Here is an 18,539-nt window from a genome sequence, read left to right on the forward strand (position 1 = left end):
TTCACAGCAGTTCTAAAAAGCGGTCAATAATTGCGTCCACCAATTCCAAAGACGAAACTGGAAACCGAGTTTTGACAATCTCGATTAACTGTTGACGTTCGGGGAATTTGACGTAGTGAAATAAACAACGGCGCAAGAAAGCATCAGGCAAGTCTTTCTCATCATTACTGGTGATAAAAACAATTGGTGTTACTCTCGCCTGGATTTTCTTAAGCAGACTGTTTTGTTTTACTTCTGTGACTTCAAACCTTTGCTCATCAAGCTCTAACAGCAGGTCGTTAGGAAAGTCAATGTCAGCTTTATCTATTTCATCAATCAAAACCACAGTCTGCTGTTCATTGCGAAAGGCACGTCCTAACGGCCCCCACTCTACGTAAGCATCTGCATTTTTTGCTTGCACTGAGGCTTCTTCATCAATTTTGGAGGCAGCAAGTTGGGCATCCCGCAACCTGCCAACAGTATCATAAGTGTAAAGACCATCCCGCGCTCGACTGGTAGATTTGATGTACCAAGCTTCATAAGGTAAACCCAACTCATAAGCCACTGCACGAGCCAATTTTGTCTTGCCACATCCTGGTTCTCCCTTCAAAAGTAAGGGGCGTTCGAGAGCGATCGCTAAATTCACAGCTTCTACCAATTTCTCACTAGGCAGGTAGGGATACAAGATTTGCCCCGTCTCCGGGTCTTGCTCTCCTGGCTGGGGTTGAACCTTGCCTATGTATTTCAGCCGCTTTCCGTCTAAAGTTCTAACCACCGAGTTTCTTCCTCCTGCCAGTTACAGCCACACAAACCAAAAATTTGAGCAAACACACGCTCTGGAATGCCTTCACTCTTCTCTAGAATCACCTGAACTGTATAGTCAATTTTTTTAGTCATCTGGATTGGTAGAACATCAATTGCATTTTCCATCCAGTTAACCAAGACTTGCTCAGATAAGGGGTCGATCATTGGTAGCCTAATAGGAATATGGGGTTTCCATACCAGATCGAGCTGATCTGCAAACCCAAGATTCCAAGTGTTGACACAACCATCTTGGTCAAGCAAAAACATTAGTAGAAAAAATTCGTTGCTTGAGCAAATTTTCTGTGGGGTTGAGTTTACCAGGGGCAACCAAAAATCACGGATTAATTCGTGCAGATAGGTTTCATCAATGCATTCGAGATCGTGAAAGACTAGGATGATATGTTGAGTTTTCAATTGAGCTACTACATTCCTGGCAATCTCCTCATGGGATGAAAAATCTTGTACTCCAATCCGACGACCCAACTCTCTCCATAGGGCTGCAATATCAGTCCTAAGTGCCCTGCGTGAGAGATGAAATGGGATTGGGGGAGTCACTGTACTTTCAGGAATTTTTTGTAACAAACGCTTCAGTAACCAGATTTGACCATATTCTGGCAAACCATGAACTAAGAAAGCTCCTATACGCTTTTCTGTAATAAATTCTCGGAATAACTGTACCTGTGCTATGTAGTTGAGGCGAAACAGTTCACTGTGTATTCGCTCACTCTCGCAAGACCTCTCAATAATTAGAATCTGCTTAAGGAGGCGATCGCGCTCTACCTCAACCCGCTCAATTTCCTTGTCTAGCTGAAAAGCTACTGAAGCCCCTGCTTCAATGGCGTGTTGATTCCGCAACAACCTTATCTTCTCGCTAAACGCATCGTAGTGTTGTTGAAGTTCTTCCCGTCTTTGCTGTAAATGCCGAACTGAAAGCATCTGTGAGTTTTAATTCCCAACTATTGAGATATTACTATTTTTATTGCAGGCTGTTTTCTAGCTGCTCGATGCGTTGAGTAAGTTGTGTTCTTTCAACTTCAGCATTTTCAATCTGCTTTTCTAACTGAAACTTTACGGCAGCACCGGATTCTATCGCTAAATTCAACCGCAGGCGACTCAACTTCTGACTTAATAAATCGTACTGTTGCTGGAGGCTTTCGATTTCTTGTAAAATTCGCCCCCTTTGCCCCGGATTTAAATTAATTGACTGTGCATTTGATACTCCACCTGATTTTATCGAGGCTATCTGCTGTACCTCTGAGACTGGAGACACTAAGTTTTGTTTTGTGTACAGAACTGGAGTCAAATGTTGTGCAATGGCTTGCAATCTAATTTCTACACAACCGAACTTGTAAGCCTGATCTATTATCCGTCCTGCTGCCAATGCTTTGTAAAAACCAACAGCAAAAGCGATCGCGGCTTGATCTCCAATTGCTTTATTCATGCCAATGACAAACGGAATATGTTCTGCAATAGCTTTTGCTTGAGCTTCGGAATAGCAAGCATTCAACACCACACAATTTATTTGATTGGCTACCAGTTCAAATAACGCCGCTAGGGCATCGGGTTGTACAGGCTGGTATTTTCCGAGTAAATCTTCAAAGCAAAGCTCACCTGTACTGGTTCCATGTCCAGAAAAATGCACAATCTGCGGCTCAAGATCGAATATTGCTTGGCTGATATCCCCTGGACGGACAGACTCACGGGATTCTAGGACAAATCTATCTCGCTCTTTTGCGAGTTGCAGTCGCTCACGAATATCACGCAACTCCTGCCCCAAGCGTAATCGGGTAGTATCACTGGGATCTGCTGCCAGAAACAGAATTTTGATTTGACCATTACTGCTCATTTAGATGATCAACCCAGAGTATGATTTTTAACCAAGTTCATTTTCACATAAGTCAAGACTATAATTGTTACACTTTTGCCACTGTTCCTGCTTAAAATCATAAAAATCTGGCATTGAAGTTGAGAACTACTCAGAAAACAACCAAAGAATTAATTTAATTTCCAGGAGATAAACAATTTTCGCCATACCAGATAGGGGTTATTTAGCGATTGCGTTAATAAAAAGGTGCATTTCTGAAATCGCAATAACCACCTTCTGGATCTTATTCAACGAAAAAAGTTCATCTATCTTATCTGCATCCCTGGCTTCATAAGTTCTGCTAAATCCACCCTCACCCAAAAGTCGTATCACTCGGAAACGGTTTCTGAATAATGGTATAAGTGTTTGTCCACACTTAATGCAAAACTTATTGTCATCAGGGTTAAAGGGATTTGAACAGTTGGAATTAGAACAGTAAAGCATATTTAGGAATATATCAGCAGATAGTGTCTATATTCAGTTTTCCCATTTTCTGCTGACTGGGTTTCACGAGTCTTTATATTTTTGAGCAAATTTACTTCTAATGATGTCTACAATCTCAAGTCACTTTTGCTAGCTTAGTGATGTAGAGTTTATCGCTCCCCGGTAAGCGGCTGGAAGCAAAAGGATTAATATGGCTCATTTAAATCAACGTCGCTCCCAAAATGTCAACGGCGATTTTTATGTAGATACTACCTGTATTGATTGTGATACCTGTCGCTACTAACAAATGAAACGAGAAATATTAGAAATTGCATAAGGCATTATCAGTAGAACGAAAAGTTGGGAAGTTTGACGAAAAAATAAGGGTTTCAGCCGATGATGTTGGGTCTGGCGATCGCGACTAGAAGCGATCACTCTTAAGTCTATCCAGAACATAGGTACTTGAAAACCAGATTATACGGTAATTTTGTCAATGACATTCCCCAATTCAAATCAGAGTTGGTAAGGATTATGAAAAACTTTTCGGTCTACTGAAGGTAGAAAACTGTTCTAGGTCTAGAGATTCTGGATATTAACCAATGTGACACGATAATTTGGTGTGGACGTTCCCAACAAGCTCTCCACACGCATCCTGACACCGCCATTGGAATAGCTGAAGAGGCAATCTAACTCTTGGCAGCCCTCAAATTCTAGACTGGTTCCCTTGCGAACCTGAAACATCTGATTTACTGCATCGGAAGACGCATATTGTGAAGCAGCTGAGCGATTGCCCAATTGCCAGGCTCGCACTAACCCCAGTACAGCATCTTTAGGGGTGGGAGATAGGTTGGGAGATGGGTTGGGGAATTTAATTGACGTGACGCGGAAGCTTGGGCTAGATGTCCCTAGCAGCGATTGTACTTGCATATTGACAGTGCCATTTGAGGTGCCGAAAGAGCAATTATTCTTTTGACATCCATCAAATTCCCAGTTGCGGCTGCTTTGATAAGCAAATAACTGCTTGACTATATCTGCCCCAGCGTACTGCAAAGCCCGGCTATAATTAGCATCATGCCAAGCACCATAAAGTCCCAACGCTGCTTGTGTAGCATTACAGCTTGCACTATTAACTGGCGTTTGAGCCTGAATAACGCTTGGAACTGATATTGCAACGAGAGCTATCAGTCCAATCGAAGCGCTGTTTTTGAAGAGAATATTCATATTCTTAGAAGCTGTTTGAAAAGTTTTCCAGCAGACTTATCAGTTTTTGATTTTACCTTGAAAACACCATCCTCAGAAATGAGCTTGTAACGTTACTTAAACATTTTTATGCCTCTCAATCAACTCTTGTACCAAATAAAGCCACTTATCCTGTTCAAAATAAGCAATCAGGCGCGGAATTTGCGGGTGTTCTCCCAAGTCATAAAGTCGCTTCGCTTCTTGCTTAAATAACTCTGTAGCTTTCTCAAGTGCAGCCGTTCCTTGAACTTGCGGGACAAATTGCTTAATTACGCAAGGTTCATCTATCCTATCTGCATCCCTTTCATAAGTTCTGCTAAATCCATCCTCACCGAAAAGTCCTATTACTCGCAAACGGTTTCTGAATAATGGTGTGAGTGTTTGTCCACACTTAATGCAAAACTTATTATCATCAGGGTTAAAGGGATTTGAGCAGTTGGAATTAGAACAGTAAAGCATATTTGGGAATATATCAGCAGATAGTGTATATGTTCAGTTTTCCCATTTTCTGCTAACTGGGTTTCACGACTCTTTATATTTTTGAGCAGATTTACTTCTAGTGGTGTCTCCAGTCTCAGTCCACTTTTGCTAGCGTAGTGATATAGAGTTTATCGCTCCCCGGTAAGCGGCTGGAAGCAAAAGGATTAATATGGCTCATTTAAATCAGCGTCGCTCCCAAAATGTCAACGGCGATTTTTATGTAGATACTACTTGTATTGATTGTGATACCTGTCGCTGGATGGCTCCTGAAGTATTTTATGATGTTGATGAACAATCGGCGGTTTATCATCAACCAACGAATGATGCAGAAAGATTAGCAGCACTTGAAGCACTTTTAGCTTGTCCTACCAGTTCTATTGGCACAGTTGAGAAACCAAAAGATATCAAAGTTGCTCAACAACAGTTTCCAATATTAGTAGCGGAAAATGTTTACCACTGTGGCTATCATTCTGAAAAATCTTATGGTGCTGCTAGCTATTTAATTCAACTTCCAGAAGGTAACATTTTGGTGGATTCTCCCCGTTTTACACCGCCTTTAGTCAAGCGTTTAGAAGAACTGGGGTCAATTCGTTATATGTATCTAACTCATAAGGATGATGTGGCAGATCATCAAAAATTTGCCGAGCATTTCCAGTGCGCTCGCATTCTCCACATTGATGATATTACTGCGGATACTCGCAATGTCGAAATACAGCTAACTGGTTCCGAAGCATTTACTTTGACTCCAGATTTATTAATTATCCCAGTTCCCGGTCACACCAAAGGACAAACTGTTCTACTTTATAAAAATAAGTTTCTGTTCACTGGCGACCATCTCGCTTGGTCAGAAAACTTCCACCAACTGGCTGCATTCCACGGTGCCTGTTGGTATTCTTGGTCAGAACAAACTAAATCAATGCGGAACTTAGCTAATTACTCTTTTGAGTGGGTGCTACCAGGTCATGGGCGAAGATTTCATGCTGATAGGGAAACCATGCGCCAGCAGATGCACAAGTGTATTGAGTTAATGGAATCTTTGGATTGACATTAAATAACTGACAATTCAGGTCATGTGGAAAAACCTAACCCCCTTACCGACACGGGAAGGGGAAAAATTCAACGTTTCTCTCCTTTTAGGCTACTGTGTACACACAAGTCGAAAAATCCTCTAGTCACATTTTTGTCAGAGTGAAACTGTTACACTCACCGACATCCCGCCTCCCGCCCAGAACTGAAGTTCAAGGCTGATAGCGAAAGTCCACTCAAGTGGACTGAATTGATCATTTAGTCCACTTAAGTGGACTTCAGCTATGAGACTCGGAATTCATTCCGAGGCGGGATAGAAACGCAGTGCGAGATTTCTTAATAAAGATATAGCTGCGGACGATTCGTGAGAGGTTAAGACAAAATCATTTTTGTCAATCAGTAATATTGCTGGAAATTTGCTGAAGCAGTGAGTATTAAATTAAGCTTTGCACTGAATTTTGAGGCAAGAATGAATGATGCTTTTAAATCTGACGCGTAGGCGTAGCCCAACCTAGGCATCGCACGCCCAAAAATTCTGTTGAATAACCCGATTTTCCGCATATTTTTAAGTACTATTACTTATTGACAAAAACTTTACAAGCTTAACCTCTCATCGATGGCTGCGGACTTGTGTGTACACAGTGCTTTTTAGGAGAGAGATTTAGAGAGGTCAAAGTGTATTGCATAGAAACGAGCGATCGCTATAAGCTGGTTTTAGCGTCCTTTTAACTAGACACGGATTATGAAAAAGCTGATCAACAAGCCGGAAGACTTTATGCGGGAAAGTCTAGAAGGTCTGGCGGCGGCTCATTCCGATTTAATTAAAGTAAACTATGATCCCACTTTTGTTTATCGAGCCGATGCACCTATACAGGGTAAAGTAGCAATTATTTCTGGTGGTGGCAGTGGACATGAACCAATGCACGCTGGCTTCGTGGGCAGAGGAATGCTTGATGCAGCTTGTCCTGGGGAGGTTTTCACATCACCTACTCCTGACCAAATGCTAGCAGCTGCCAAACAAGTAGATGGAGGCTCTGGTATCCTTTATATCGTCAAAAATTACAGTGGCGATGTCATGAACTTTGAGATGGCAACGGAGTTAGCCCGTGCTGAGGGCATTCGAGTGCTAAATATTTTGATTGATGACGATGTGGCTGTGAAAGATAGTCTCTATACCCAAGGACGCCGGGGTGTGGGAACAACAATCCTGGCGGAGAAAATTTGTGGTGCAGCCGCAGAGATAGGGTATGATTTGCCACAAATAGCAAATTTATGTCGCCGAGTAAATCTGAATGGGCGGAGTATGGGAATTGCTCTAACATCTTGTACAGTCCCCGCTAATGGAACGCCAACATTTGAATTGAGCGATCGCGAAATTGAATTAGGCATCGGTATTCACGGTGAACCAGGAACAGAACGCACAGATATCAAATCAGTAGATGAGATTACCGAAATTTTGACGCGATCGCTCATTGAGGATACAGCATACAGCCGCACATTGCGCGAGTGGGATGAAGACAAAGGAGAATGGGTAGATGTAGAACTCATAAATCTCCCATTTGCAAAAGGCGATCGCCTGTTAGCTTTTGTCAATAGTATGGGTGGAACCCCGATTTCCGAACTGTATATTGTTTACCGCAAACTCGCCCAAATCTGCCAACAGCAAGGATTGCAAATTGTGCGAAACTTGATTGGGTCTTATATTACATCTCTAGAAATGCAAGGTTGCTCCATTACCCTGCTGAAATTAGATGATGAGATGATCCGATTATGGGATGCACCAGTAAAAACGCCGAGTTGGCGCAGGGAAATTTAACTAATTACGAATTATGTTGCTATGGTGAGTCAGGCGCAGATATTAGAATGGTTGCAGGCATTTGTAGCCGAGATAGAGCAGAATAAAGCATATTTGACAGAATTAGATGCTGCGATCGGAGATGCAGACCACGGGATCAATATGGATCGCGGCTTCAAAAAGGCGATCGCTCAGTTACCAACTCTTACAGATAAGGACATCAGCAATATTCTCAAAGCTGTGAGTATGACCTTGATTTCTTCTATTGGCGGTGCCAGTGGCCCTCTTTATGGCACTTGGTTTTTACGAGCCAGTACAGCAGTAGTTGGTAAGCAAGAATTGACAGAACAAGATGTGTTAGGGCTACTCCAAGCAGGCTTAGACGGCGTACTGCAACGTGGCAAAGCGCAACTAGGAGACAAAACAATGGTGGATGTGCTATCTCCGGCTGTAGCCGCTTTTGGGCAAGCTGTAGGAGAAAGTAAGGGAACGCTGGAAGCTATGCAACAAGCTGTAGCAGCAGCCCAGATAGGGTTGCAGGAAACTATACCGATGCAAGCGAAAAAGGGACGGGCTAGCTACCTGGGAGAACGGAGTATCGGACATCCAGATCCGGGAGGGACTTCTGCTTATTTAATGTTAAAGAGTTTGTTAGGGGTGTTGAAAAGTTCTGGTGAATTTTGAGTTGAAATTTATTCATCCCTATAAACTTCTCTACGATGCCCTAATCTGACAACGGTTACTACTAAGACATCATCGGAAATCTGATACAAAATCCGATAATCGCTTACTCTGATGCGATAACGATTTTCACCATTTTTTCATTTGCCGACACCATCAGGGCGAGGATCTTGAGCTAATTGTTGAATTCTGCTCTCTAGCCTTTCTTGAATATCTACGGGTAAATTTTTGATTTGTTTAGATGCACTTTTGGAAATTTATACTTGGTAGCTCATGCAATTTTTTGCTGATGTTCTGACCAAGTTAAAGTGCCATTTTCTGCGATATCTTTTAATCCCTCTTCAAAGTCTATTTCGTCAGACTCATCTTCCTGATTACAGATTTTTAACAGTGCTAAAATCTCTTGTAAGCTATCGTCATAAGACAGTTCTAATTGTTCATTAATAGCCTTAATTAACGCTTGCCTTTTCGTTGTAGTTTCCATGTTTGTCCTCTTTTTAACTGCTTGTCATTGTCTATAGTTTGAACACCTTATTTTACGATAAAAGAGTGTTTCACCGCTTCTAGAGAAATCAGAAGTTATTTGTCATCAAATTTACTTGATGACTAGAAGTGAAAAGCTGTTTCGGTGATTGGGTTCTAAATTATACGCCACTTTAGAGGATGTTTGAAAAGTCCTCGCCTAAAAATTCAAACTTATCTGATTTGATTGATAACAGATATACTCTGGATGCGCCATTTACCTGCTTGTCGAATTAAATCATACCGGACTCGCAAATTATCGTTAGAAGAGTTTTGAAACTGACCATTTTCATATAACTGCGACCCTTCCTTAACCGTAGCTTCCACTGCGGCACGATCTGCAAATAAATCAATTTTCTCTACAGATTCCACCTTCAGGCTATGACCGTACTTGCGGTAGAGATTGTCTGACCTATACTGTTGAGCAGTTTGCCGCAATTGAGACAAAGCTGAACCAGTTAAAATCTGCTCTAAATTATTAATCGCATGATTCGGCCCGAAAGCTGCGGCTTTGATAGATAGCCAAGTCTGAATGACTTCCTCTGCCGTTGCATCTGTTAAAGGACTATCTGATGATTGTGGCTTCCTATTTGGATCAGGAATAGATATTGGTGGTTGATTTATCTGTACAAACAACTGGGAATCACGCAAAGATGGTGTGGGAAAAAACAAATTTTTTAACCATCCAAAAGTTGTTGTAACTAACACCCAGAAAACTAATATACTCACCAAAGAAATAAACACCCTCCACACCACCCGTGTTTTTCCTTCTATGGTGTTAGCAAAAGTTCGTCGCCGCCGGGGACGACGAGCATGAGGACGATTATCTGGTACACGCTCTCGGCTAGCAGATGGAGTAGGTTTTCTCCGCCGACGCTTTTGGTTATGACTGGGTGCAGCAGTCTTTCCTGAACCGTTCAAATGCTGATTAGTGCCTCTGCTCATTCGTTCGGCAGTAGGAACCTCTGATTTTACACTCCCCGATGAATTCCACATGGGTGATAACAAGTTTGAATATTCGGGTGTTTCTTTTGTTGGTGTTTCTGGCAAATCTAGGTCAGGTGTTCTGCTGTAATTAAATTGCCCGGAAGTCTTTGTTGAATTGTTGTGGAAAGGGGGATTATTTGTCTGCGGCTGGGGAAAATGCTGGGGGTTAATTACAGCCCATTCATTAGTTGTTTCTGCATCCGTTGGCAATGCTTCTAAATAAGCTTGTACTTGTTGGTTAGCAAAGTAATCTTTTAGGAAAGCTTGCTGGTTTGCTAAATCTCGAAAATGTGGAAATACTTCGTGTTGCAACCACTGTTCTGCATATAGACACAGCCCTGGTAACAAATCTGGAGAGTCTTGAGATTTTTCCCGAATGAAAGCTAGAGCTTCGTACTCCTGACTAAGTTCTAAAACACGAGTTGCTTCTTGGGTTTGTCCTAAGAGTAACGCACACAGAGACTGTTCTAAATGTACATCTTGACGCTTGCCCAGACGTATGAGCATTTGTCTTGCTTGACGAATTAAAGCCGGTTGCCGTTGAGCAAATCCCCGTGCTATCAAGGCATAAACAGCTAAGTAAGTGGCAACAGCAGAAGGACGTTTGCTTTGGGTTTCAAATAACTTGTGCTGCTCTGCGACTGTTAAGTGGTTGCGTAATTGCTGGATAAATCGCAGAAAGTCATCTATATTTAAACCAGATTCATCATTGCTCGTGCCATCAATCCCACCACGATCTTCTAAAAGGTTTTGTAATAATTCCAAGCCTTGGTGTCGTTCGGCAGTCTTCTCTTGAGGTAGTGCCAGCAACTCCAAAATTCGATATGGTCGCAATTTGTAAAGATCCGCCTGAATTTCTGCCTGGACACTGGAGAATAACCCTTCGCGGGCTAGCAGTTCTTGACCAGTTTCTAGGGATATGGCGGCATTTTCATAGTGACCTTGCTGCCACTGTTCACGACCTAATTCTAGACAAGCAAGGGCTACAGTGAGAACAACATTTGGATGTTCAGCACTTTCATCTATTTCTTCGTCTACTAAATTATTGCCTTTTCTTGCACTTGTAGCACTATTTTTATTTACTAGGTATGGACGACCTAGTTTCAGTACAAGTTCGTATTCCCCCAACTCTTGCAAAATTAATAAAGCGCCAACTAATTCGTCTTGGGTAATTTCGATGCCCAGACTCTGGGTACTAGTACCCCTTTTGGTGCTTTCTGTGCGATTTTCCAGTGCTACTGCGGCAGCAGCAAGGTTATCAGGGTCATAGGCGTGGGCAAGATAAAGCTGATCGTAGGTACTGCGTTGTTTTGGATCTGATAAAACCACGTAAGCTTCTTCTATGAGTTGTTTACGAGAAGAAATTGCAGCCTGAGAATACTCACGTCGTGGCAATTGGACAATGCGATCGCTGTATGCCTGTCGCAATTGTTCATCACTTGCCGCTAACGGTAGTCCTAAAATTCGGTAGTAATCTAGCGGAATTCGCACAGCCTACTTCCCCTGCACCGTGATCAACATAATTCACCTAGAGCGTTCCAGGACTGTAAAACCGCGCTATAACAATGTCGTGTAGAATTTACTCTACAAGTGTATATCGCAACAACTTGTTTTGTACCTTATACGAAATTTTGAATCATATTCTAGTACTAATTTTTTGCTTTCGCCTAGAAAGCTTGAGTTTTTTGTCTTAATTCTTAGTATTTTTGTTTAACACAACTATTATCAGCCTTCCATAGCACAAACCACAACCACCGCTTTTAGTGACGACATAAATGTTGTGGTTGCAAGAATCCATTGCTCATTGATTTTTTCGGCATTTTCCCAGTACGAGGTAATAAAAATATTACTAATGGGGATTGACCCTGAGAAGATGAGAAAAAAATTATATCAGAATTAACCTTTAATTACAATTACCTATTTGGGTATATAAATTTTTGCGTCCTTTTTTTTAAATTGTTAATGGATATGCAGAAAGCAGTCCATGTTGATTGCTAGTCTATGAAGGGGAATAGTGAGAGAGAAAAACCCAAAACGGCAACATCTGCCGTTAGAGTCAAATCCTCGCCGGGCATGGGCTGAAAAGTTAAAAATCAAAAATTAAAAATTTAGCTATTCCCTAAGACCCTTTTTTGGTGGATGAATAAAGTTTGATTGTTGAGTCTTACAAACGCTAGCCTGTTAAAAGCTGAGGTGTTATCAGACCAATTTATTAAAGACCGTAACTTAAAGTTGTACAACAGGGATACTCAAAAATAATGGTTCAAGAGCGTACTTTACCCACATTTAATCCTGCTACTACGCATATTACTAAGGAAGAAGCGTTACGGTTTTATGAGGACATGGTATTAGGGCGCTTGTTTGAAGACAAGTGCGCTGAAATGTACTACAGGGGCAAAATGTTTGGTTTTGTCCATTTGTACAACGGTCAAGAAGCCGTTTGCAGTGGTGTTGTGCAGTCAATGCGACCGGGTGAAGATTTCGTTTGTAGTACCTACCGCGACCACGTTCACGCTCTGAGTGCGGGTGTACCAGCAAAAGAGGTAATGGCAGAATTATTTGGCAAAGCCACAGGTTGTAGCAAAGGGCGCGGTGGTTCCATGCACATGTTTTCTGCCGAACATCGCTTGCTGGGTGGTTATGCTTTTGTGGCTGAGGGAATTCCTGTAGCAGCTGGAGCGGCTTTTCAAACCAAATACCGCCGCGAAGTGCTGGGAGATAAAAATGCTGACCAAGTGACAGCTTGCTTTTTTGGCGACGGTGCAGCTAACAACGGTCAGTTTTTCGAGACGCTAAATATGGCAGCCCTATGGAAACTGCCAATTCTGTTTGTGGTCGAAAATAATAAGTGGGCGATTGGGATGTCTCACGAGCGAGCGACTTCCCAGCCAGAGATTTATAAAAAAGCCAGTGTATTTAACATGGTGGGCGTGGAAGTAGATGGCATGGATGTTCTAGCAGTCCGAGCCGTAGCCCAAGAAGCTGTAGCCCGTGCCCGTGCAGGTGAAGGCCCAACATTAATTGAAGCACTTACCTACCGCTTCCGGGGTCACTCTTTAGCAGACCCAGATGAAATGCGAAGCAAAGCTGAGAAAGAATTTTGGTTCGCTCGTGACCCAATTAAGAAGTTAGCAGCTTATTTGCTGGAGCAAAATTTGGCGGATGAGGAAGAACTCAAAGCAATTGATCGTAAAATTCAAGGTGTAATCGACGAGGCAGTTAAATTCGCCGAAAGCAGCCCCGAACCAGACCCTAGCGAGTTATATCGTTTCGTTTTTGCAGAAGACGAATAAACAGTGCTGAGTTATGAGTGCTGAGTCCTGAGTATTTTTTCTTCTACTCAGGACTCAGCACTCAGGACTCAGCACTCCACCTTACTCAGGACTAAAATTTGTGTTTAGCATCGCCATTCAACAGCAACAATACAAAACCTACATCCTTTCAGATGAAACCGTTGGTTCTCAACTGGAAGTCGTACCAGAACGCGGTGGTATCATCACCCGTTGGCGGATTCAAGGGCAAGAAATTTTTTACCTGGACACTGAACGCTTTACTCACCCTGATTTAAGTGTCAGAGGTGGGAATCCGATTTTGTTTCCTATTTGTGGCAATCTACCAGATAATACTTACACTCACAATGGGCAACAATATACTCTCAAACAACACGGTTTTGCCCGTGAATTGCCTTGGGAAGCAACAGAACAAAAGACTGGAGATAAAGCTAGTCTGACTGTTGTCCTCAATAGCAATGAGCAAACAAAGGCAGTTTATCCTTTTGATTTTCAACTGGCTTTCACCTACGAACTCCAAGGTAATACGTTAGAAGTCCATCAGGTGTATAAAAACTTGTCATCGACACCAATGCCATTTTCGGCTGGTTTCCATCCCTATTTTCTATGTGGTGATAAAACTCAGCTAGAGGTTAATATTCCCTCTGGGCAGTATCAAGACAATAGAACCAAAGAAATTCACTCCTTTAACGGCAAATTTGACTTTAGCCAAGATGAAATTGATTTTGCATTTGGACAGCTAACTAGTCAATCTGCGGCTGTAATCGATAACAGCCGCAAGTTAAAGCTTGACCTAGACTATGATGATTTTTCTACCTGGCTGGTGTTTTGGACAGTTAAGGGCAAAGAATTCTACTGTTTAGAGCCTTGGAGCGCCACCCGTAACTCCCTGAACACTGGTGAAAATATGACTGTATTAGCGCCTGGAGCTAGCTATTCGGCATCTATTAAGTTAACGGCAGATTTTTTCTAAACTCCTTTACAAATCTACAGATGTTTATGCTATGATGGCAAAGTTGCGAAATGCACTGAAAGGGTCGCTAACTCAACGGTAGAGTACTCGGCTTTTAACCGATTAGTTCCGGGTTCGAATCCCGGGCGACCCATATTCAACGAAAAAATGCTTGCTAAGTCTTTGAGGATAAAAGTCGAGGCGAGGTTTATTGCTATCAAGAAAATTGTGAATGCGATCGCTCTGGGGAATAAAAAATTTTCTTGATAGCGATCGCTTTTTGGTGAAGATAAAAAAAAGATTACACATTAAGGGAAATTAACTAAGTTGTAAGCATATTCAGTGATTTTACGGTTACTTAAATGCGATCTGAAGGTGGATAACTGAACCAGAAGGCAATCATAGCTTTTGAGTCTGCGGCTTCCTTATAACCTGAGAAAGTAGTTCACTGGCTGACTTGGGAATAGGTGGAAATAGGGAGAGAATGCTGTTGAGGCTTTACGAGCCTTTAAGGTAATTTTGTCGCTCAACCAAGATGATATTGTTGCCTTAATTCACAGCTATAACATATAGATGTGAAGAACAAAAAAAGCATTCAAATACTCATTAACAGAGTGCCATTCTGAATACAACACCAAACACAATAGTCCAAGAAATTTATGACAAAGGTAAAAGTCGAATTAGTTGACGTTTATTGCCAAGATACTGAAGATGTGACCGGTGCTGACGATTTTTATCTCATCGGTGGTTTGGTAGGAGGACAAACCACCAAGGCAATTCTGACAACTCCTATTAAAATCAATGATAAGCAAAAGAAATCTTTCAAACCAGACCAAACCGTTTTATTTGAGGGCGAAATCCCACAAGGGCAAAGCGTCAAAGGCGGACTAAAGGCTTACGACGAAGATGCTGCAAAAGACTGGGCTAAGTACGGTGAGACAGTTAAAAAGATTAGTAGTGCTATTTCAGGTGCTATAGCAGCAACAGGTCCACAAGGAGCTGTTGCGGGAACGATACTTTCAGCAGTTACAACCGCAGGAGGCATTCTTGCTAGTTTAGATAAAGATGACTTACTGGGTAGTACCGAATTAGACATTTCCTCCACTGGACCCTCGCATGAAGAGCGAGCCTGGAAAATGTCCAAAAAAAGCGGTACGGGCTGGTCTACCTGGGACTACACACTTACCTATCGTATTAGCCGTTCCTAGAGAACTGATTAATATCAGTACAATCGCCTGATCGTCTAGGAGGGTGGGTTACGAAGAAAGCTAACCTACCTTCTTAACTGTCTATGCGATATCTACGACGGGCTACGCCTATGCGTCTTTATTGAGCATTTGAATTGAGACAGCTTTGAATGATGTAGAGAGAGTGATAGCTGATCTTCGCCTTTGGAAGTGCGATCGCTGATCTTTTTAATTACAGTCAGTGCGATCGCCTCTTTATAGTAAAATTTCACTAATTCCGTAGGCTATGCATAATCTAATCCCAAATGCAAGGGTAAACAACGGTTAGTAAGCTAATCGGCATTCAAGTTGCATAATCAGGGCGGGCAAGACTTCGGCGTGAGCGCTACTTCGACCCTTCTCTACGAGACTCTTCGGCAAGCTCAGGGAAACGCGTTGCGCCAACGCTATTGATAGCACCTCTATTTCCGCTAATTTCCAAATAATAGTTATAATTGCAGGTTTAGATGACTTTTTTGATCAAGTTAATGCCATAACTTATGAAGAAATCTACCCCACCCCCATCAACAATTAAGTACCACTGGGAACCTGGGGGACACCCATTTTGAGAGTGACATCTAAATCGTAGTCTTTCTTTGTAGATACCCGTAGCGTAGGCGCAGCCCGTCGTAGACATCGTCTGGTAAAATCCGTCTTGTTCTGCTTGTGCTATCCAGTTTGTACCAAACGTAATGTTATCCAACCGAAAACTGCTATTTGACGGTTGGTTGCTGTTAGTACAAGCAGCAATGACGCTAGTACCAATCCAGATAGAACTGTATTGAATAAAATTGCGGCAACTAAGGGGATAAATTGCTGTTGTAGCTGAATCTAAATGTACATTCTAGAATCAACTTTTGATTCACTAGTGAATAGGGCTGAATTTCTAGAGCACCTTGAAAAGCTTGGATCGCTTCACCATACTCTCCTAGTGCCGCATAACACAAGCCCATACCATGAAGCGCCCCAAAATGTATTGGATTTATCTGCACAACCATCTGACAATCTGTTAGAGATTTTTGATAATCACCAACACTATAATAGAGGAAAGCACGGCGATTCCAGGCTTCGGCAAAATCTGGCTGGTCTTTGATTAGTGCCGTCAGCGCTGTTTCGGCTTGGGTAATTTCACCTGCATCCAGTAACTTTTGACTGCGATCAATTATTTCCAGCCCATAGATTCCCTTTTGCTGAAACCAGATTCGCCAGATTTTTCTAGTTGCCTTTTCGCGGACTGTGGCATCCGGGTTTTTCAACTCTTCAAGTAAGGAATTAATAGATAAAGAATCCATGAAGTTGAGATCAGTGAATATACCTTTGTATTAACTTTCTCACAAAATATATCTATTAAATCATTTTTAAAGTCATCTTTAAATTTGGGTGATTAATTGCTAATTATGATGAATTTCCTGTATTATTTAGTAAGCATTCAGGGGGTATAAAAAAGACGAAAAAGAACCCCCAAAATCAAGCAACGTTACTCAGCACTCAGCACTGTTTCGGTAACGCCGGATTTTGATGCAGTCTGGATTAGGGTTGCTGCTACTTTTTTTGCCTGTGAAGCAGTTGACCAACTTCCTTCCATCATCGCAACCACGATCGCACCTTGCACCAACAGAAGCAGTTGTCGGGCTAACTGTTCCGGTGATGAAACTTCTGCGGCTTGAGCTAGGCTCTTGATATAGTGGTAGATTGATTGTTGATGCTCCAATGCCACTCGATGTCCAGGATGGTCAGCATTGGCTAGTTCCACTGAAGCATTAATGAATGCACAACCTCGAAAATCTGGGCCCTCAAACCATTGCCGTAACGCATCAAATATTGCCAATAGTTGTTGGGATGGGTTAGAAGCTCGTTCTTCAATCGTGGTTTTGAGCCATTCGCACCATTGTTGATCCTGTTGTCGTAGCCACGCTTCAATCAATGCATCTTTAGACTTGAAATGATTGTAGAGCGACATCTTAGCAACGCCAGATTCCGCAACGATTCTGTCAATACCGACGTTGCGAATTCCCTCTCGATAAAACAAGCCTGATGCTGTACTGAGAATGCGATCGTGAACAGATTTACGGGTTGTTTTCGGTTTAGTCATTTAGATCACATCCTTGAATAATGTGTAAATTTTAAATACTTCATCAATAATACTGACAAAGATTTTCCCAATTTTAGGATTGTTTAAACTTCAAACTAAACTAGCTATTTAAAGTGACTGCATAAATGTGCAAACCATTTCAAATTTTTGTTAGGCTTTTATGTTATAGCTATTGTATGACTGTAATTATCAAATATAAGTATATAGTTATACTCAGGTTTTAAAATAGTTTTTAACTCTGTGTGAGAATATATATCAGCAGCAAAAAATAACAATAATTGAAAATTAAAAAACACTTTTAACTATTCTTTGATTCGTTTTAAACATCAGACTATTTCATCCATCTGAGTGTTGAATTAAGTTTGTTTCACCCAATTGGTTAAATCATAAACACTATTATCGATTGCTTATTCTATTCTTTCATTCGCCAAAGCTTCGATGATTTCTGAGGATTTAAGAGAAAACTATCTGTAAAAAATAAAGGGTTTATCCCAAAAGTGATTGATGAACTGCAAGCAGACCAAAGTCCCCCCGAACTTTGGAACTGCTACCGATCAAGTACTTCCACAATCCTCCAGAGACTTGTGGAGCAAAACCATCAGTTCATCAAACAATTGGTTAACTTATGGGATTTGGCTTCTTCACTACAGCGCAAGTGCTTGGAGATCCTTTGTGCGTGAAGTGGTTTAGATTCCCTATAAATCAAGAATATCATACATCTGGCCAATTTACTTGCGCTGACCAATTAATTTACAAAGAGTATTCGTGGTTACAATTAGTTATCACGACAGTTCCTCCTGGGGGAAACCCCCAAGATCAGACTGCCTTAGCTAGAGAGCCTCAAAGCCAATGATTGCGTTATTCTGTTGTTTGGAGTTGAGCAAATATCGCCGATTTCTCCTTTGTGAAACATCCGCAATCAAGAGAGAAACTCAATCATTTATCTCTGAATTTATAGTTAGAATAGTCTGTCTATTTAGATTGCTGAACGTCCTTATATATAGAGATAATAATATTTGGAAATCTAGACAGAATTGTCTATTTATAATTAAATATATCTTTATTCATCCAGTATTTATTTTTGCTATTGTTATTAGAGTTACTATTATTAATTAAAAAGGTTGATAGGATTTTGAAATCAAGGAAGTCAAAGAAGTTATCTGATGAGAATAGAAATAT

Annotated in this window: 16 protein-coding genes, 1 tRNA gene and 3 pseudogenes; 8 read left to right on the top strand and 12 right to left on the bottom strand. The window is 41.5% G+C overall.

Going from position 1 to position 18,539, the window contains the following annotated elements; genetic code table 11:
• Window position 1: 1 nt before the first annotated feature.
• The 4 genes and pseudogenes from V7K36_RS18445 to V7K36_RS18460 form a co-directional block, all read right to left on the bottom strand.
• A complete protein-coding gene (locus V7K36_RS18445; RefSeq protein ID WP_335118077.1) occupies window positions 2-754 on the bottom strand; it encodes an AAA family ATPase in 753 nt (250 codons plus the stop codon).
• Window positions 739-1,719, bottom strand: coding sequence for a hypothetical protein (locus tag V7K36_RS18450; protein WP_335118079.1), 981 nt, complete (start codon window positions 1,717-1,719; stop codon window positions 739-741). Before V7K36_RS18450 ends, V7K36_RS18445 begins: the two co-directional genes overlap by 16 nt.
• Window positions 1,720-1,759: 40 nt before the next feature.
• Entirely contained in the window at window positions 1,760-2,629 is an 870-nt protein-coding gene (locus V7K36_RS18455; protein ID WP_335118080.1) for a CHAT domain-containing protein, read from the bottom strand.
• Window positions 2,630-2,911: 282 nt separating this feature from the next.
• A pseudogene (locus tag V7K36_RS18460) lies at window positions 2,912-3,091 on the bottom strand (4-Cys prefix domain-containing protein); the annotation flags it as partial.
• Window positions 3,092-3,281: 190 nt separating this feature from the next.
• On the opposite strand from V7K36_RS18460, the pseudogene V7K36_RS18465 reads away from it, so the two are divergent.
• A pseudogene (locus tag V7K36_RS18465) lies at window positions 3,282-3,371 on the top strand (MBL fold metallo-hydrolase); the annotation flags it as partial.
• 275 nt (window positions 3,372-3,646) lie between these two features.
• Here the strand turns inward: V7K36_RS18465 and V7K36_RS18470 are convergent.
• Both V7K36_RS18470 and V7K36_RS18475 read right to left on the bottom strand, forming a co-directional pair.
• Entirely contained in the window at window positions 3,647-4,291 is a 645-nt protein-coding gene (locus V7K36_RS18470; protein ID WP_335118082.1) for a hypothetical protein, read from the bottom strand.
• Between the two features lie 96 nt (window positions 4,292-4,387).
• On the bottom strand, window positions 4,388-4,768 hold the full coding sequence (locus tag V7K36_RS18475) for a 4-Cys prefix domain-containing protein (protein ID WP_335118084.1): 381 nt from the start codon (window positions 4,766-4,768) through the stop codon (window positions 4,388-4,390).
• A gap of 190 nt (window positions 4,769-4,958) precedes the next feature.
• On the opposite strand from V7K36_RS18475, the gene V7K36_RS18480 reads away from it, so the two are divergent.
• The 3 genes from V7K36_RS18480 to dhaL all read left to right on the top strand — a co-directional run bounded on the left by V7K36_RS18480 (window position 4,959) and on the right by dhaL (window position 8,294).
• Window positions 4,959-5,834: an MBL fold metallo-hydrolase gene (locus tag V7K36_RS18480; protein WP_335118086.1), complete on the top strand. Its 876-nt coding sequence runs from the start codon at window positions 4,959-4,961 to the stop codon at window positions 5,832-5,834.
• A gap of 723 nt (window positions 5,835-6,557) precedes the next feature.
• Window positions 6,558-7,631, top strand: coding sequence for a dihydroxyacetone kinase subunit DhaK (gene dhaK, locus V7K36_RS18485; protein ID WP_335118088.1), 1,074 nt, complete (start codon window positions 6,558-6,560; stop codon window positions 7,629-7,631).
• Between the two features lie 21 nt (window positions 7,632-7,652).
• Window positions 7,653-8,294: a dihydroxyacetone kinase subunit DhaL gene (gene dhaL, locus V7K36_RS18490; protein WP_335118090.1), complete on the top strand. Its 642-nt coding sequence runs from the start codon at window positions 7,653-7,655 to the stop codon at window positions 8,292-8,294.
• Between the two features lie 8 nt (window positions 8,295-8,302).
• On the opposite strand, the pseudogene V7K36_RS18495 reads toward dhaL, so the two are convergent.
• The 3 genes and pseudogenes from V7K36_RS18495 to V7K36_RS18505 form a co-directional block, all read right to left on the bottom strand.
• Window positions 8,303-8,410 (bottom strand): annotated as a pseudogene (locus V7K36_RS18495) (type II toxin-antitoxin system RelE family toxin); the annotation flags it as partial.
• 152 nt (window positions 8,411-8,562) lie between these two features.
• Window positions 8,563-8,775: a hypothetical protein gene (locus V7K36_RS18500; RefSeq protein WP_335118092.1), complete on the bottom strand. Its 213-nt coding sequence runs from the start codon at window positions 8,773-8,775 to the stop codon at window positions 8,563-8,565.
• A gap of 212 nt (window positions 8,776-8,987) precedes the next feature.
• Complete coding sequence (locus V7K36_RS18505) at window positions 8,988-11,291, bottom strand: IMS domain-containing protein (protein ID WP_335118094.1); 2,304 nt, start codon at window positions 11,289-11,291, stop codon at window positions 8,988-8,990.
• Window positions 11,292-12,058: 767 nt separating this feature from the next.
• On the opposite strand from V7K36_RS18505, the gene pdhA reads away from it, so the two are divergent.
• From pdhA to V7K36_RS18525, 4 genes are all read left to right on the top strand, one after another.
• Window positions 12,059-13,093 (top strand): pyruvate dehydrogenase (acetyl-transferring) E1 component subunit alpha, encoded by a 1,035-nt coding sequence (gene pdhA, locus V7K36_RS18510; protein WP_334822685.1) that lies wholly within the window; start codon window positions 12,059-12,061, stop codon window positions 13,091-13,093.
• A gap of 100 nt (window positions 13,094-13,193) precedes the next feature.
• Complete coding sequence (locus tag V7K36_RS18515; protein ID WP_335118096.1) at window positions 13,194-14,063, top strand: aldose epimerase family protein; 870 nt, start codon at window positions 13,194-13,196, stop codon at window positions 14,061-14,063.
• A 61-nt stretch (window positions 14,064-14,124) separates the two neighbouring features.
• Window positions 14,125-14,196: transfer RNA gene (locus V7K36_RS18520), tRNA-Lys, on the top strand.
• A gap of 505 nt (window positions 14,197-14,701) precedes the next feature.
• Window positions 14,702-15,250 carry a hypothetical protein gene (locus V7K36_RS18525; protein WP_335118098.1) on the top strand — a complete coding sequence of 183 codons (549 nt, stop codon included), beginning with the start codon at window positions 14,702-14,704 and terminating at the stop codon, window positions 15,248-15,250.
• A gap of 481 nt (window positions 15,251-15,731) precedes the next feature.
• Here V7K36_RS18525 and V7K36_RS18530 read toward each other — a convergent pair whose 3' ends face one another.
• The 3 genes from V7K36_RS18530 to V7K36_RS18540 all read right to left on the bottom strand — a co-directional run bounded on the left by V7K36_RS18530 (window position 15,732) and on the right by V7K36_RS18540 (window position 17,360).
• On the bottom strand, window positions 15,732-15,971 hold the full coding sequence (locus V7K36_RS18530) for a hypothetical protein (RefSeq protein WP_335118100.1): 240 nt from the start codon (window positions 15,969-15,971) through the stop codon (window positions 15,732-15,734).
• A 97-nt stretch (window positions 15,972-16,068) separates the two neighbouring features.
• On the bottom strand, window positions 16,069-16,560 hold the full coding sequence (locus tag V7K36_RS18535; protein WP_335118102.1) for a tetratricopeptide repeat protein: 492 nt from the start codon (window positions 16,558-16,560) through the stop codon (window positions 16,069-16,071).
• 185 nt (window positions 16,561-16,745) lie between these two features.
• On the bottom strand, window positions 16,746-17,360 hold the full coding sequence (locus tag V7K36_RS18540) for a TetR/AcrR family transcriptional regulator (RefSeq protein ID WP_334822695.1): 615 nt from the start codon (window positions 17,358-17,360) through the stop codon (window positions 16,746-16,748).
• Window positions 17,361-18,539 lie beyond the last annotated feature (1,179 nt).

Source organism: Nostoc sp., assembly GCF_036919555.1.
In the GTDB taxonomy this organism is placed as follows: Bacteria; Cyanobacteriota; Cyanobacteriia; order Cyanobacteriales; family Nostocaceae; genus Nostoc.